Here is a 15,423-nt window from a genome sequence, read left to right as displayed (position 1 = left end):
GCCGCAGACATCGCAGAGCCCACAGACATCGCAGAGCCCACAGACATCGCAGAGCCCACAGACATCGCAGCCGCATGGCCGGCGCCGTGGCCGCGGGCGAAAGGTGGCGGGCGTCGTCGCCGCGGTGGCCGTCACGGGTGTGGTTGTCTCCGCCGCTGGCGGGATCGTGGCGCGCGAGTTCGGCCTCGGAGGTTTCGGCGCAGGCGCGTTCGGCAGTGGCTGGCTCGGCCTCGGCGGGTCCGGTTCGGGCTCGGATGGCGGCGCCGCGGAGGCAGCAGCCTCCACCCTGCCGCCAGCCACCGCGCAGGTCACGAGGCAGACCATGCAGAGCACCGAAACCGTCGACGGCGACCTCGGCTTCGGTCCCAGCAGCACGCTGACGAACCGCGTTCAGGGCACGGTGACGGCGTTGCCCGACAGTGGGCAGGAGATTGCCCGCGGTCAGGCGTTGTACAAGGTGGACGACCAGCCGGTCGTGTTGATGTACGGCGGGCTGCCGGCGTACCGCACGCTCGGTCCGGGAAGCGAGGGCGCGGACGTCAAACAGCTGGAGCACAACCTCAAAGCCCTTGGCTACAAGGGATTCTCGGTGGACGAGGACTACACCGACAACACCGCGGACGCGGTCGAGGAGTGGCAGGAGGACCTCGGCCTGACAGAGACCGGCCGGGTCGACCTGGGCCGTGTCGTCTTCGCCGACGGAGCGGTCCGGGTGGACACCGTCAAGGTGGGGCGCGGCGAGCCGGCGGGCCCGGGACTCGCGGTCCTGGACTACACCGGAACCGCGAGTCTCGTGACCGCCGACCTGGAGCTGTCCGACCAATCGTTGGTGACGAAGGGTGCCGAGGTGAGCGTCGAACTGCCCGACGGTACGAAGGTGGCCGGGACGATCGACCAGGTGACGACGGTGATCGAGCCCGCCGCCGACCAGAACAGCGATCCCGAGACGAAGCTCGAGGCCGTCATCTCGCTCGAGGATCAGAAGGCCACCGAGGACCTCACGGCCGCAGCGGTCGACGTGGTGTTCACCGCGTCCGAACGCAAGGACGTGTTGACGGTGCCGGTCACCGCTCTGGTCGCCCTCGCCGAGGGTGGCTACGGCATCGAGGTCGTGACGGGATCCACCAGCCGCTACGTACCGGTGACGACCGGGCTGTTCTCCGACGGACGGGTGGAGATCGACGGCGCGGGGATCGGCGAGGGCACCCGGGTGGGGGTGCCGAAGTGATCGAGCTCGTCGACGTGACCAAGCACTATTCCGGCGACGTCCACGCCCTCGCCGGTGTCTCGCTGCGGATCGGCACGGGGGAGCTGGTAGCCATCGTCGGCCCCTCCGGATCGGGCAAGTCCACGATGCTGAACGTCCTGGGCACACTCGACCGGCCGACGTCGGGGTCCGTCGCGCTCGACGGCTGCGACGTGGCCAGGTTGCCCGACCGGGACCTGTCCGCACTGCGGGCGCGGAAGGTGGGCTTCGTCTTCCAGCAGTTCCACCTCGCCGCGGGAGTCCCGGCGCTGGACAACGTGGCCGACGGACTGCTGTACGCCGGAGTCGGGCGGCGGGAGCGGCGCCGTCGCGCCACAGCGGCACTGGACCGTGTCGGGCTGGCGCACCGGCTGGACCACGAGCCGCACGAGCTGTCAGGTGGGGAGCGGCAGCGGGTGGCGATCGCCCGGGCCGTGGTCGGGGACCCGCCGTTGCTGCTCGCGGACGAGCCGACCGGCAACCTCGACTCGGCTTCCGGGGCGGCGGTGATGACGCTGTTGCGCGACCTCAACGCCGCCGGTACGACCGTGGTGGTGATCACCCACGATCGGGAGATCGCCTCGAGCCTGCCCCGGCATGTGAGCATGCGCGACGGCCGCGTGATCGCCGACACCATCGGGAGGAGGCCACCCACCGGCGTGTCGGGGTCATCCGGAGCCTTCGGCGCGTCGGGGGCATCCGGAGCCACCGGAGCCACCGGAGCCACCGGAGCGCCGGGCGGCAACGGCGTCCCGACCGGATCGGGGGTGTGGTGATGGCGACCCTCACCCAAGCCCGCGCTGAGACGGCGCCGCCTCGCCTCACGCCGGCCCGCCTGCGCCCAGGCGACGTCGTCCGGGTCGGCGGGGCCGGTCTGCGTTCGCGCCCCTTGCGGGTGTTCCTCTCCGCGTTGGGAATCGCCATCGGCATCGCGGCCATGGTCTCCGTGGTGGGGATCTCCACGTCGTCGCAGGCCGATCTGGACCGCCAGCTCGCGGCGTTGGGCACGAACCTGCTCACCGTCTCGCCCGGGCAGACCATGTTCGGGCAGGACGCGACCCTACCGACCGAGGCCGAGTCGATGATCGACCGCATCGGACCGGTCACGTCCACGTCGGCGGTCGGTCGGCTCGGCGACGCCAAGGTCTACCGCTCAGACCTGATCCCGGAGGTGCAGACCGGAGGTCTTGCGACGTACGCCGTCCGGCTGGACCTCCCGGACACCGTCGGTGCACAGGTCCGCACCGGGACCTGGCTCAACGCCGCGACGGGACGGTATCGCGCCGTGGTTCTGGGATCGGCCGCGGCCGAGCGGCTCGGTATCGGCCATGCCGGACCGGACGTGCGGATCCTGGTCGGTGGTGAGTGGTTCACCGTCGTGGGCATCCTGGACCCGGCGCCGCTGGCGTCGGAGCTCGACTCGGCCGCGCTGATCGGCTGGGAGGCCGCGGACACCTATCTGGGCTTCGACGGCTATCCCACCACGGTCTACACCCGGTCCGACGACAGTCAGGTGGAAGCGGTGCAGGCGGTCCTCGCGGCCACCGCGAATCCCGCGGCCCCGAACGAGGTGGACGTCTCACGCCCGTCCGACGCCCTTGTCGCCCAGCGTGCGGCCGGCGATGCGTTCACCGGTCTGCTGCTCGGTCTCGGGGCGGTGGCGCTGCTCGTCGGTGGGGTCGGGGTCGCCAACACCATGGTGATCTCGGTCCTGGAACGCCGAGCCGAGATCGGGCTACGGCGGGCTCTGGGTGCCACGCGGGGACAGATCCGTACGCAGTTCCTCGCCGAGTCGCTGCTGCTGTCGATGCTCGGCGGGATCGCCGGTGTGGTCCTGGGTGTCGCCGTCACCGTTGGCTACGCCTTCTACCAGGCATGGCCGGCCGTGGTGCCCACCTGGGTCCTGGTAGGAGGAGTCCTTGCCACGCTGACGATCGGCGGACTCGCCGGCGTCTATCCGGCGATCCGGGCCGCGCGCCTCTCGCCGACCGAGGCGCTCGCGGCGCCATGACGCACGTGCCGGCCCGAACGTGCCGCTCCGTGCCGGACAACGAGGCGCGCGACGGTGGCGGATGTGAGAGGCGGGCGGGCCAGCATCCGCTACCGGCCCGCGGCGGCCTCCGCGAGCGGGCGTTCCTCCATCAAGGTCGCGAACGTTGTGCAGACGGCGGCGTCGCGGCTGCTCGGAAGGGTCAGCGCGGTCGACGTCGGCATGGATCTCGTCGGTCCACACACGTCCCTGACAAGTGGTGGGGTGGGCCTGCCTACGCCGACAGACCGCCGTCGACCATGAAGGTCGCGCCGGTGACATACGACGCCTCGTCGCTGCCGAGAAACACGATGGCGTAGCCGATCTCGCGCGGATCGGCCTGTCGCTTCAGCAACGTCGGTGTGCCGGCCGCAAGCGCCGCACGCGCCTCGTCCAGGCTCTCGCCGGTCGAGGCCGCACGCCTGCGGACCTGAAACATCGTGAGCGTCGGGCCCGGGCACACGGCATTGACCCGGATCCCCTCGGCCGCGTGGTCGTGGGCCATCGACCGGGTGAGCGCGAGCACGGCCGCCTTCGTCGCGTCGTACTGCGCCATCCCGCTGCGACCACGCAGGGCATTGGCGGACGAGACGTTGACGATGCTTCCGCCGTCGCCGGAGGTGACCATCGCCGGCACCGCGAACTTCGAGCAGTAGCCGACCTGGAGCAGGTTGCCCTTGAGAATGGTGTCCCAGGAGCCGGTGTCGGCCTCCGTAACGGGACCGTAGACGCGGACTCCGGCGACATTGGCCAGGATGTCGAGCCGGCCGAACCGGCGTACTGTCTCGTCCACCGCCCGTCGCGCCTCGGCCTCCTCGTCCAGCCGGGCGCCGAGGGCGAGAACCCGGTCACCACCGGCGTCGATCTCGCGCGCCGCACGCTCGGCCTCGTCGGCGTCGACGTCGACCACCGCGACCGATGCGCCCTCCTCCCACAACAGTTGGGCAGTCGCCTGCCCGATGCCGCCTCCGCCGCCGGTCACCAATGCCACTTTGCCCGCAACACGTCCCATGCGGACGATCCTAGAAGTCCTTCGGGTGGACGAACGGATCCCGAAGGCCGACGGGCCTGCACCGGCCACAGGCTCTCGGTCGCCCCTCTAGGATCGGTCCGTGACCAGTCAGGAGCTCGATCCCGAGGACGCGAAGATCGTGACGCTCGCCCGGGCCACCCGATCCCGGGCAGGGAGTGCGCAGGGGGCCGCGGTGCGTGACACCACCGGACGCACCTACACGGCGGCCACGGTCTCGCTGTCGTCCCTCCAGCTCTCCGCGCTGCGCCTCGCGGTGGCCATGGCGGTATCCAGTGGCGCAGAGGGCCTGGAGGCCGCCGCTGTCGTGGCCGAGGAAGCCGCCGTGGCCACGGAGGATGTCGCGGCGGTGCGCGACCTGGGTGGCGAGGGCGTCCCGATCCTTCTCGCGGGTACGGACGGCTCGGTCACGGAGTCCGCGTCCACCTGAAGCCCTGAGGTCGACCTGAAGCTCCTGCTGCCAGAGCTCCAGCCGCGAAGGCGTAAGGGAGAATCAACGGCGTGAGCGAGAGTACGCAGGAGTACCGAAGCGGTTTCGCGTGCCTGGTCGGACGCCCCAACACCGGCAAGTCGACCTTGACGAACGCCCTCGTCGGCCGCAAGGTTGCGATCGCTTCGGCCCGGCCACAGACGACCCGTCACACTGTTCGCGGCATCGTCAACCGGCCCGAGGCGCAGCTCGTGCTGGTCGACACCCCTGGGTTGCACCGGCCACGCACTCTGCTCGGGGAGCGGCTCAACGCCCTCGTCCTCACCACCCTCGGCGAGGTCGATGTCGTCGGTGTGTGCCTGCCGGCGAACGAACGTATCGGACCAGGTGACCGGTTCCTTGCCGGCGAGATCGCGAAGGTCCGCCGGCGGCCGACGGTCGCCATCGTCACGAAGGCCGATCTGGTGGACCGGACCGCGATGTCCGAGCAGCTGCTCGCGGTCTCGAAGCTGGCCGACGACACCGGCATCACCTGGGACGAGATCGTCCCCGTGTCGGCCACCTCGGGGTTCCAGATCAACCTGCTCACCGATCTCCTCATCAGCCAACTTCCGGCTGGTCCGCAGCTCTATCCCGAGGGGGAGCTGACGGACGAACCCGAAGAGGTTCTCGTCGCGGAACTGGTTCGCGAGGCTGCGTTGGAAGGCGTACGCGACGAGCTTCCGCACTCCATCGCGGTGGTCGTGGAGGAGATGGGGCTACGCGAGGACCGACCCGACGACAAGCCGCTGCTCGACGTTCACGCCAACCTCTATGTCGAACGGCCGAGCCAGAAGGCGATCGTCATCGGTACGAAGGGCCGCCGGCTGGTCGACGTCGGCACCCGGGCACGCCACCAGATCGAGGCGCTGCTGGGAACGCCGGTCTATCTGGACCTGCACGTGAAGGTGGCGAAGGACTGGCAGCGCGACCCCAAACAGCTCCGCCGCCTGGGCTTCTGACCGTGGCATGGTGACGGTGCGGGCGAAGGACCGCGCGGTGAGGGAGAGTCTGTGAAGGTCGTGATTCCTGGTGGCACCGGTCAGGTCGGACGCATCCTGAGCCGCGCGCTGGTGCGGTCGGGTCACCAGGTTGTGGTTCTCAGCCGAGGCGACGGCCGAGGGCTGGCGCCGGGCGTCCGCCACGAGAGCTGGGACGGCCGTACGCAAGGAGCGTGGACCAAGGAACTCGACGGCTGTGACGCGGTGATCAACCTCGCGGGCCGCAGCGTGAGCTGTCGCTACACCGAGTCCAACCTCCGGGCGATGATGGACTCACGGGTGGACTCCACGCGCGCGGTGGGCGAGGCCATCGAGCAGGCGACGACGCCGCCCCGTGTGTGGCTGCAGATGAGCACCGCCACGATCTACGCCCACCGCTTCGACGCACCGAACGACGAGGCGACGGGCATCATCGGCGGAACCGAATCCGACGTCCCCGGCTACTGGGCGTTCAGCGTCGAGATCGCCAAGGCGTGGGAACGTACGCAGGATCAGGCCGACACCCCGCACACCCGCAGGGTCGCGTTACGCACTGCGATGGTGATGAGTCCGGACCGAGGTGGGGTGTTCGACGTCATGCTCCGGATGGTTCGGCTGGGTCTGGGCGGCCCGGTCGCGGGCGGCGCACAGTACGTCTCGTGGATCCATGAGCAGGACATGGTTCGCGCGGTCGACCTCCTGATACGCCGCGACGATCTCGCGGGACCCGTCAACCTGGCCGCGCCCGAACCTCTGCCGCATCGGGACTTCATCCGTGCCCTGCGTTCGGCGTGGGGAACCCGGCTGGGCCTGCCGGCCACCAGGTGGATGGCCGAGCTCGGCGCCTACGTCATTCGTACCGACACCGAACTGTTGCTGAAGAGCCGCAGGGTTGTCCCCGGTCGGCTACGGGACGCGGGGTTCTCCTTCGACTTCCCGCACTGGGCCGGCGCAGCCGAGGACCTCGTCGGTCGGGTCAGAGCGGAACGGCGTGGTCAGACGTCGCGTTCCCAGCTGTCGTAGCGGGCGGCGATCCGGTAGCCGAGGGCTTCGTTGACGCCGATCATGTGGGAGTTCGACTCGGCGTTCCAGGTGTCCACCCAGCGCACCTGTGGCTCCGCCTCCGCGAGCCACGCCATCATCTCCGCCTTGAGCAGCATGCCGAGCCGGTGGCCGCGGTGCGCCCGCGCCACCGCGGTGTCGTACTGGCCGCCCCATTCGGGCAGGTCCGGGTGGACGCCCACGATGGTGTGACCGGCCAGCGGGCCGTCAGTGCCGAGGCGGGCGATGAGGCGGTACATGTGGACGCCTTCCGCGGCGCGGCCGGCCTCGAAGGCACGGATCCGGGCGCCGTCGAAGACATCGTCGTCGACCTCCATGTCGCCGGTCGGCGCGTCGTTGATAGCTCCGGTCAGCTCGGCCACCGCGTCGAGGAGATCGTCCGGGATGGCCTCGGTCACCCGGAGCAGTGTGTAGTCACGGGCGGCCTCGCGGGCCTTCTCGCGCAGCTCGGCGACGCGCTCGTGGTCGACCGCCTGGAGGTCCTGGCGCCGGTGCACCTCGACCAGAACCTTCTTGAAACCCATCGTTCTGGCGAACTCCGCGTGCCCCGAATCCGCCAATGTGCCCGTCCCCACCAGCCTCCGGCCGGCCTTGCGTACCCGCTCCAATGCCTCGTCGAGTAGGCGCGTCCCGTGCCCTTTGCGGCGTTCGTCCGGATGGACCACGATCCCGACGCCGGCGCGGTGGAGGTTCTCGCGGTACGACAGGTGCAGCGACAGGTGGCCGATCACCCGGTCGGCTTCCCAGAGCAGCCACTTCTCGCCGGGCTCGCCGTCCCAACCGTGGGTGAGGTGCGCGACGTACGAGCGACGGGGCCAGGACGGGTTCCACGGCTCGTCGACCGCCCGGACGGCGTCGTCGAGAGCGATCGAGGCGTCCACGGCGGCGTCGTCACGGGGGTCAAGACGCTGGAGATCCATAGCAGCCAAGGGTGCGGCCAGAGGCGGCCGGAGAGCAACGGGATTTCGACCCCGAATCCGCCGATCGACCAGGCCACTTGCGCGGTCCGCCGGAGCGCCCGCTAAGGTGGGTCACCTCATGCGGTATGTGCGACTCCTCCTTCGCTGCCGCGGCGGGGCCCTCTAAGAGGCCGGGCTCCTCGCCGCGGAGTTCTTCGACGTCCTGGCCGCGCCGACACGTCAGCGAGAACCCAGCGAAGATCCCGAGGACTTTCCGATGCCGAACCGTCAGTGTCCCAGCGCCATGCCCTTTCATCGCTACCATGCGTTCCCTCCCGTCGAGCTGCCCGACCGCACCTGGCCCGACGCCCGGATCACCCAGGCACCCCGGTGGCTGTCGACCGACCTCCGCGACGGCAACCAGGCACTCATCGACCCGATGAGCCCGGCCCGCAAGCGGCGGATGTTCGACCTGCTGGTCAAGATGGGCTACAAGGAGATCGAGGTCGGCTTCCCGTCGGCGAGCCAGACCGACTTCGACTTCTGCCGCCAACTGATCGAAGAGGACCTGGTCCCCGACGACGTGACGATCTCCGTCCTCACCCAGGCCCGCGAGGAACTGATCGAACGCACCGCGCAGTCCCTGGTCGGTGCCAAGCGCGGCACGATCCACCTCTACAACGCCACGGCGCCGCTGTTCCGCCGGGTCGTCTTCGGCGTCGACCGCGAGGAGTGCAAGGCGTTCGCGGTCAACGGCACCGAGTGGGTGATGAAGTACGCCGACCAACTCCTCGCCGACACCGACTTCGGCTACGAGTACAGCCCGGAGATCTTCGTCGACACCGAACTCGACTTCGCCCTCGAGGTCAGCGAGGCCGTCATGGACATGTGGCAGCCCGAGGCCGGTCGCGAGATCATCCTCAACTACCCCTGCACGGTCGAACGGTCGACGCCCAACGTCTACGCCGACCAGATCGAGTGGATGAGCCGGCAGCTGTCCCGGCGTGAGCACGTCTGCCTGTCGGTCCACACCCACAACGACCGGGGCACGGCGATCGCCGACGCCGAGCTGGCCGTGATGGCCGGTGCCGACCGGATCGAGGGATGTCTGTTCGGCAACGGCGAACGCACCGGCAACGTCTGCCTGGTGACACTCGGGCTGAACCTCTTCTCGCAGGGCATCGACCCGCAGATCGACTTCTCCGACATCGACGAGATCCGCCGCACGGTGGAGTACTGCAACCAGCTACCGGTCCACCCACGTCATCCGTACGCCGGTGATCTCGTCTACACCGCGTTCTCCGGTTCCCACCAGGACGCGATCAAGAAGGGCCTGGAGGCGCACGAGCGAGCGGCGGTTGCTGCCGGGGTGCCGGTGCGGGAGTTCGCCTGGGAGGCGCCGTACCTCCCGATCGACCCGAAGGACGTCGGTCGTACGTACGAAGCGGTGATCCGGGTCAACTCCCAGTCCGGCAAGGGCGGCGTCGCCTACGTGATGAAGGCCGAGCACCACTTGGACCTTCCGCGGCGGCTGCAGATCGAGTTCAGCCGGATCGTGCAGGACCACACCGACACCGAAGGCGGTGAGGTCCCGGCCGCGGACATCTGGCGGATCTTCGAGGCGGAGTACCTCAACCCTGGCACGGATCTCGCACTCGACTCGGTGCACAGTTCGACGATGACGAACGGGCGCGACGCGTTGACGGTCGACGTCCTGGTCGCGGGGGAGCGGCGCACGCTCTCCGGTGAGGGCAACGGCCCGATTGCGGCGTTCGTCGACGCGATCGGTCAAGTGGGCATTGACGTTCGGGTCCTCGACTACAGCGAGCACGCGCTCGGCGCGGGAGGCGACGCCACCGCGGCCGCCTATGTCGAGTGCGAGGTGGGTGACGAGGTGTGCTGGGGTGTAGGTGTCGACGCCAACATCGTGAGTGCCTCGCTCAAGGCCGTCGTCTCCGCCGTCAACCGCGCCCGCCGCTGAACCGCGCCGCGGTCAACAGTCCCCACGATGCACGGCATGTTCACCGTGCATCGTGGGGAATTGGCAGGAGTCGTACGACGGCGACGCGACCGCGGCGGCCGGACTCAGGATGGCGGCGTGAGTGTTGTCCAGGAGCGGAGCACATCACCGACGGCGGCGTCGTCGACTCTGGCCAGCGCTTCGGCGTGGGCCTGAGCGAGGACGTCGGCGACCAGGACCCGTTGGCGGCTGCCGGCTGACGCGATCGCGGCGTGCACCATGGCGAGGCTCATCAGGTTGTCGCGTGCCTCGCCCATCGGCGGCCTGCCGGAACGCAACGCCTGAACGAAGTCCCGCAACGAGCCAGCGATTCCGTCGAGTGGATCCACTTCGCCGGTGTCGCTGACCGGCGCGGTCGCCCGGCCCTCGACGATCTCGAGGGTCGGGGGACCGTCGCCATCCCACAATGTCGTCCCGTGCTCACCGCTGGCGCGCCACGCGGAGTTCCAGGACGTCTCCAACCCCTCGCTGCACCAGCTGCCGGTGTAGACGAAGCGTGAGCCGTCGTTCATCTCGAAGATCGCGGTCGTCGCGGCGTCGCCGGCGTACCAGCTCCACGCAGGGTTGTACTCATCGCAGTAGACCGCGACCGGCTCGGCTCCGGTGAGGAACCGCACGCTGTCGAACGTGTGGATCGCCATGTCGAGCACCAGCGGATGGTCCATGGCGTCGCGGAAGCCACCGAAATGCGGGGCCTTGAAGAACTCCGCCACCAGGATGCCGAGCCCGCCCAGCTGCCGGATCATCCGCCGGAACGCGAACAGCTGCGGGTTGTAGCGGCGGCTCTGGCTGACCATGAAGAGCCGGTCGTACACCTGGGCCGCCGCTACCAGGTCCAGCGCCTCGGACAGCGTGGCCGCCAACGGCTTCTCACCCAGCACGGGCAGCCCGCGGCGCAGCGCCTGCATCGTCACCGCATGATGCGCCTCGGGAATCGTCACGTCGACCACGAAGTCGGCCGCGGTCTCGTCGACCAGCTCCTCCAGGGTGCCTGCCACCGGAACGCCGCTCAGCCCGGCCTCGTCGAGTGCGGTCTTGGCGGCTGTGACATCGAGGTCGGCGACACCGACGAGTTCGACGTCGTCCGCAGCCTGGAGGTTGCGGAGCCAACCGCGTCCCATCGCACCGACGCCGACAAGGATGGCCCGCAGGGGCGCGTTGTCGCCTGAGGAGTTCGTGCCGGACGAGCCGCTGGCGGGATTCGTCACGACTGCCCCTCCGCACCTTCGTCATACCAGCCGAGCGGGCTGTTGCGCAGCTTCGGGACCTCCCGACCGTCGCCGGTCGGCGCCGCCCACGCCACGGCGTTGCTGATGACCCGTCGTACCTCCGGCTGATGGTAGACGGGGTAGCCCTGGTCGCCCGGGCTGAAGTAGAAGATCCGGCCGTTGCCGCGGTAGAACACACAACCGCTGCGGAACACCTCACCACCGGTGAACGAACTGACGAAGACGAGCTCGTCCGGGTCGGGGATGTCGAAGACCTCGCCGTACATCTCCTGGGCGGGGATCACGATCGGACTGGGCACGCCGAGGGCGACCGGATGGTGCGGCTTGAGCGTCCAGACGAGCTCCCGGTCATCCCCCGCTCGCCAGCGCAGCGTGCAGGTCGTGCCCATCAGCCGGCGGAAGATCTTCGACAGGTGCCCGGAGTGAAGGACAACCAGGCCCATGCCGCCCAGGACATGGCGCTGGACCCGGGAGACCACCTCGTCACTGACCTCGCCGTGAGCGGCGTGTCCCCACCAGGTCAGGACGTCGGTGTCGGCAAGCACCTCTTCGGTGAGTCCGTGCTCGGTGTCGGCCAGGGTCGCGGTCCGCACGGCCGCGCCCGCTCCCAACTGGTCGCGGATCCCTGCCGCGATCGCCCCATGGATCCCTTCGGGATAACGCTGCCGTACGGCTTCCTCGGTCGTCTCGTGGACGTTCTCGTTCCATACGGTGACTCGGATGGTGCGCTCGCTCGTGCCCATGTCTCCCACAAGGTGATCAGCTGGCATTGGTCGTCTCGTGTCATGCGCGCCGGCCGCCATGGTCGGCGCGGGGTGGAGCGATAGTTTGCCCCTTGGTCCATCGTGCCGGGATCAACCCACCTCCCGACACCTCGCCCTCGATGCTGGCCAGAGCCAGCTCGACCGCCGTGCGGGTCATCTCCTGGACGGGCAGCTCCGAGCGCGCAACGGGAAGGTCGCTCGCCAGGTCAGGTGTCGCGCCGATCACGACCAGCGACATGTCGCGCGGGATCGAGTAGCCCGCCTCGCGCAGGATGGCGGGCATGGCGGGAACCTCGTGGTGCAGTATCACGGCGGTGGGCGCCGGATCGGCGGCGAGCAGGGCCTGAGTCCGGCGAACGAGCGTGCGGTGCGAGGACGACGAGCGCATGACGGTCAGGTGCACTCCGGCCTCCCGAGCTGCGGCACGGGCACCGGCCAGTGCCCGCGGGGCGTAGTTGAGACCGGCGCGAAACTCCGCATCCGAGGAACCCACGAACGCCAATGCGCGGTGACCCGCGCGCACGAGTTCCCGGACTGCCAACGCGGCCGCGCCTTCGAAGTCGTAGTCGGACCACGGCAGGCCGCCGCTGGCCCGCGGGCGCCCCAGCAACGCGGCGGGGAAGCCGAGTTCGTCGAGCACGGGGATCCGCGGGTCGTCGGTCAGCACCGACATCACGACGACACCGTCGGCCAGTCGGCTGCCGGCGACCCGGCGGAGTCCGGAGACGCTCTCCTCCGCCGACAGCAGCAACAGGTCGTGCCCGTGGGCGCGGGCAGCCGTGCTGACGTGGTGGACGAAGCGACCGCCGATCGCGTGGTAGGGCACCGTCTCCCGTGGGAAGGACAAGGCGAGGACCCGCGTCCGTGCGCCACGGAGTGCCCTGGCGCCCGCATGCGGGCGGTAGTCAAGGTCGCGGATCGCCTCCTCGACGGCCTGCCGGGTGGTGGCGGAGATGCTCCGGCGGTTGGTCAGGACGTAGGAGACGGTGCTGGGTGCGACACCCGCCCTGCGGGCGACGTCGGCAATGGTGACCACCGATGCTCCCTCCGGCCGTGCGGGCAAACCCAACATCTCATTTCGGCTCCGCGCCGAATCTCGTTTCGGCTCCGCGCCGCCTCATCCTCTCACTGACCACCGGACAGCAAGGCGACGGAACACATCGTCGAATCAATTCGATGACGTTCGACGATGCGGGCCCTGTCGGCTCGGACGCTACGGCGGCTGGAGAAAACCTGTCAAGCGGTCTCAATCCGCTGTGAGGCAAGGCGAGTGTGTCCGGTAATGGACACGAAGGCAGCACCCGCGGCTGCAGCCTTGACAGTAGTCCGCTGCTCCGGACTACTGTTTCGGCCACGTTTCTATGTCGAATCGAATCGACGATTGGCTGGCGGCCGACGCAGGCCGCCGATCGCTTCCTTGGAGGTCGTGACGATGGCGGCTCGCGACACACTCAGCCGGCGGGGATTTCTCTACAGCGCCGCGTTCGCAGTCGGCGGGGTGATGCTCAGTGCGTGCTCCGGCTCTGGCGACACGCCCGGTCGGGACTCCGGCACCAAGGCCCCGACCGGCAAGGCGGCCAAGGGTTCGGAGCCCAAGCCGCTGCCACCGCCGGCGAAGCTCAACGAGGCACCCAGCCTCGCCGAGCTGGTCAAGGCGGGAGACCTGCCGCCGGTCGCCGAGCGACTGCCGGAACATCCGTACGTCATCCCGCACCGGTGGGCCACGACGGGCAAGTACGGCGGAAGCATGCGGCTCGTGTCAGAAAGCACCGACGGCTGGGACATGAAGGAATACATGTACGGCCACTCACCGCTTCGCTGGCTCAACGACGGACTCGACCTCGGACCGGGCCTCGCGGAGAGCTGGGAGAGCAACGAGGACGCGTCGGAGTGGACGTTCCACTTCCGTGCCGGTCTGAAGTGGTCGGACGGCGAGCCGTGGACCACCGCGGACATCATGTTCTGGTGGGAGGACATGGTCCTCAACGAGGAGTACGCCGAAGGCATACCGGACGAGGCGCGCTCGGGGACGGGGAGTATCGCGAAGCTCGCGGCGCCGGACGACCTGACGCTCGTGATGACCTTCGACGCGCCCGCCCCGATGGTGCCGGACATGATCGCCAACTGGGTCAACCGGGGCATCGCCGCGTCGTGGATGGAACCCAAGCACTACATGCAGCAGTTCCATCCCAAGTACAACAAGAGCGTGCCGGAGAACTGGGCGGAGATCTTCGACGCGAAGCGCAACGCCACCACCAACCCCGAATCGCCGACCATGACCGGTTGGCTGCTGAAGTCACGTCGGGAGGGACGGTCGGCCACGTTCGAGCGGAACCCGTACTACTGGGTGGTCGACAAAGAAGGCAACCAGCTGCCCTACGTCGACACGCTGAACTTCGGCGTCGTCGACAATCCCGAGACCATGAAGCTGCAGATCCAGAACGGTCAGTTCGACTACGTACACGGGGCGTTCGCCGGTCTGAACCTCGGCGACGTGTCGGGCATCAAGGCCACGCAGTCGAAGAACCAGCTGGACATGATCCTGTGGGACAGCGGCTCAGGCACCGGATCGATCTTCTTCTTCAGCCAGGACTACGACGACCCCAAGATGCGCAAGCTCATCCGGATGAAGGAGTTCCGGCAGGCCCTCTCGCTGGCCTACAACCGTGCCGAGGTCCGGAAGTCGATCTACTTCAACACCGGTGACCTGACGACGGGCGGTTACGGGCCCAAGACCCGGGAGTTCCACCGCGGCGACGGCATGGCTGTCTACAAGCAGTGGCGTGACTCCTGGGTCGACTACGACCCCGACCGGGCCAAGGCCATGCTGGACGAGATCGGCGTGGTCGACAAGGACGGCGACGGCAAGCGCGAGATGCCCGACGGCACGAAGCTCGTCGTACGACTGGAGTATCCCGCCGACGAAGATCCAAGCGGCGAGCACATGCAGAAGAACAACATCCTGAAGAAGAGCTGGGACGCGATCGGCATCGACACCCGGCTCAGCCCGGTCTCGCCGGAGGCGTTGGACGACCAGTGGGCGCAGGGCAAGCTCATGACCAAGACGGCCTGGGAGACGAGCACCCTCACCTTCGGCGCCGACCTGCTGTGGCTCATGCCCATGGAGCCCTCCCGCTGGGCGCCGCTGCAGGGACAGTTCTACTCGGTCCGCGGAACCCCGGTGGAGAAGCAGCAACTCGACCTTGATCCGTACAAGCGGACTCCACCTCGGATGGAGCCCGAAGAGGGCGGACCCATTGAGCAGCTATGGGATCTCGCGGACCGTGCACGCGTGGAGCCGGACGCGGTCGCGCGCGACGGGATGTTCTGGGACATGGTGAAGATCCACGTGGAGGAAGGACCGTTCTTCCTTGGCGCGGTCGCGAACTTCCCCAGGGTCGAGCTCGTCAAGCAGGGCTTGCGCAACGTACCCACCCGCGAGCAGACGGCACTCGGCGGTCTCGTCAACGACTGGCACCACCCGACGCCCGCGGCGTACGACCCCGAGGCGTGGTACTGGGAGGATCCTGCCGGCACATCCTGAACCAGGCAAGGCGATCACGCGGAGGCAGGCGTGGGGAGGCTGGAACCAGACCGGCTCATTGCGCGACGCGTCCGAGCCCTGGCGAGGTCTCGTGCATCCACTCGAGACGGCCTCGGGCCGGGACAGAGTGCGTTCGACAGGGACGGCGCTT

At 68.9% G+C, this 15,423-nt stretch carries 13 protein-coding genes; 8 read left to right on the top strand and 5 right to left on the bottom strand.

Annotation, left to right across the window (positions count from 1 at the left end; all coding sequences use genetic code 11):
* Positions 1–103 precede the first annotated feature (103 nt).
* Genes ABN034_RS11230 through ABN034_RS11220 form a run of 3 tightly spaced genes read left to right on the top strand, consistent with a single transcriptional unit; the run spans position 104 to position 3,257 of the window.
* Positions 104–1,228, top strand: coding sequence for a peptidoglycan-binding protein (locus ABN034_RS11230; protein ID WP_349690935.1), 1,125 nt, complete (start codon positions 104–106; stop codon positions 1,226–1,228).
* The gene (locus ABN034_RS11225) at positions 1,225–2,022 is read left to right on the top strand and encodes an ABC transporter ATP-binding protein (RefSeq protein ID WP_349690934.1); all 798 of its coding nucleotides are present in this window, start codon (positions 1,225–1,227) and stop codon (positions 2,020–2,022) included. The genes ABN034_RS11230 and ABN034_RS11225 overlap by 4 nt, the downstream gene beginning before the upstream one ends.
* Entirely contained in the window at positions 2,022–3,257 is a 1,236-nt protein-coding gene (locus ABN034_RS11220) for an ABC transporter permease (RefSeq protein ID WP_349690933.1), read from the top strand. The genes ABN034_RS11225 and ABN034_RS11220 overlap by 1 nt, the downstream gene beginning before the upstream one ends.
* A 253-nt stretch (positions 3,258–3,510) precedes the next feature.
* Here the strand turns inward: ABN034_RS11220 and ABN034_RS11215 are convergent, their stop codons facing one another.
* Entirely contained in the window at positions 3,511–4,287 is a 777-nt protein-coding gene (locus ABN034_RS11215; protein ID WP_349690932.1) for an SDR family NAD(P)-dependent oxidoreductase, read from the bottom strand.
* A gap of 100 nt (positions 4,288–4,387) precedes the next feature.
* Between ABN034_RS11215 and ABN034_RS11210 the strand changes: the two genes are divergently transcribed.
* The 3 genes from ABN034_RS11210 (at position 4,388) to ABN034_RS11200 (ending at position 6,777) form a co-directional block, all read left to right on the top strand.
* Positions 4,388–4,735 carry a cytidine deaminase-like protein gene (locus tag ABN034_RS11210; RefSeq protein ID WP_349690931.1) on the top strand — a complete coding sequence of 116 codons (348 nt, stop codon included), beginning with the start codon at positions 4,388–4,390 and terminating at the stop codon, positions 4,733–4,735.
* A gap of 62 nt (positions 4,736–4,797) precedes the next feature.
* A complete protein-coding gene (era, locus tag ABN034_RS11205; protein ID WP_349691215.1) occupies positions 4,798–5,736 on the top strand; it encodes a GTPase Era in 939 nt (312 codons plus the stop codon).
* Positions 5,737–5,787: 51 nt separating this feature from the next.
* A complete protein-coding gene (locus ABN034_RS11200) occupies positions 5,788–6,777 on the top strand; it encodes a TIGR01777 family oxidoreductase (protein ID WP_349690930.1) in 990 nt (329 codons plus the stop codon).
* Here ABN034_RS11200 and ABN034_RS11195 read toward each other — a convergent pair.
* A complete protein-coding gene (locus ABN034_RS11195) occupies positions 6,750–7,736 on the bottom strand; it encodes a GNAT family N-acetyltransferase (RefSeq protein ID WP_349690929.1) in 987 nt (328 codons plus the stop codon). The genes ABN034_RS11200 and ABN034_RS11195 overlap by 28 nt on opposite strands.
* 256 nt (positions 7,737–7,992) lie before the next feature.
* Between ABN034_RS11195 and leuA the strand changes: the two genes are divergently transcribed.
* Positions 7,993–9,696 (top strand): 2-isopropylmalate synthase, encoded by a 1,704-nt coding sequence (gene leuA / locus ABN034_RS11190; protein ID WP_349690928.1) that lies wholly within the window; start codon positions 7,993–7,995, stop codon positions 9,694–9,696.
* A gap of 104 nt (positions 9,697–9,800) precedes the next feature.
* Here leuA and ABN034_RS11185 read toward each other — a convergent pair whose 3' ends face one another.
* The 3 genes from ABN034_RS11185 to ABN034_RS11175 are packed head-to-tail and all read right to left on the bottom strand — an operon-like array spanning position 9,801 to position 12,764.
* The gene (locus ABN034_RS11185) at positions 9,801–10,943 is read right to left on the bottom strand and encodes a Gfo/Idh/MocA family protein (protein WP_349690927.1); all 1,143 of its coding nucleotides are present in this window, start codon (positions 10,941–10,943) and stop codon (positions 9,801–9,803) included.
* Positions 10,940–11,707, bottom strand: coding sequence for a ThuA domain-containing protein (locus ABN034_RS11180; protein ID WP_349690926.1), 768 nt, complete (start codon positions 11,705–11,707; stop codon positions 10,940–10,942). Before ABN034_RS11180 ends, ABN034_RS11185 begins: the two co-directional genes overlap by 4 nt.
* A 40-nt stretch (positions 11,708–11,747) precedes the next feature.
* The gene (locus tag ABN034_RS11175) at positions 11,748–12,764 is read right to left on the bottom strand and encodes a LacI family DNA-binding transcriptional regulator (protein WP_349690925.1); all 1,017 of its coding nucleotides are present in this window, start codon (positions 12,762–12,764) and stop codon (positions 11,748–11,750) included.
* A gap of 396 nt (positions 12,765–13,160) precedes the next feature.
* Between ABN034_RS11175 and ABN034_RS11170 the strand changes: the two genes are divergently transcribed.
* Positions 13,161–15,272, top strand: a complete 2,112-nt coding sequence (locus ABN034_RS11170) for an ABC transporter substrate-binding protein (protein WP_349690924.1) — start codon at positions 13,161–13,163, stop codon at positions 15,270–15,272.
* Positions 15,273–15,423 lie beyond the last annotated feature (151 nt).

It is taken from the genome of Actinopolymorpha sp. B11F2 (assembly GCF_040195635.1).
Classification (GTDB): Bacteria; Actinomycetota; Actinomycetes; order Propionibacteriales; family Actinopolymorphaceae; genus Thermasporomyces.
Note: the sequence above shows the minus strand (reverse complement) of the source record. Positions and strands in the feature narration are given on the sequence as shown.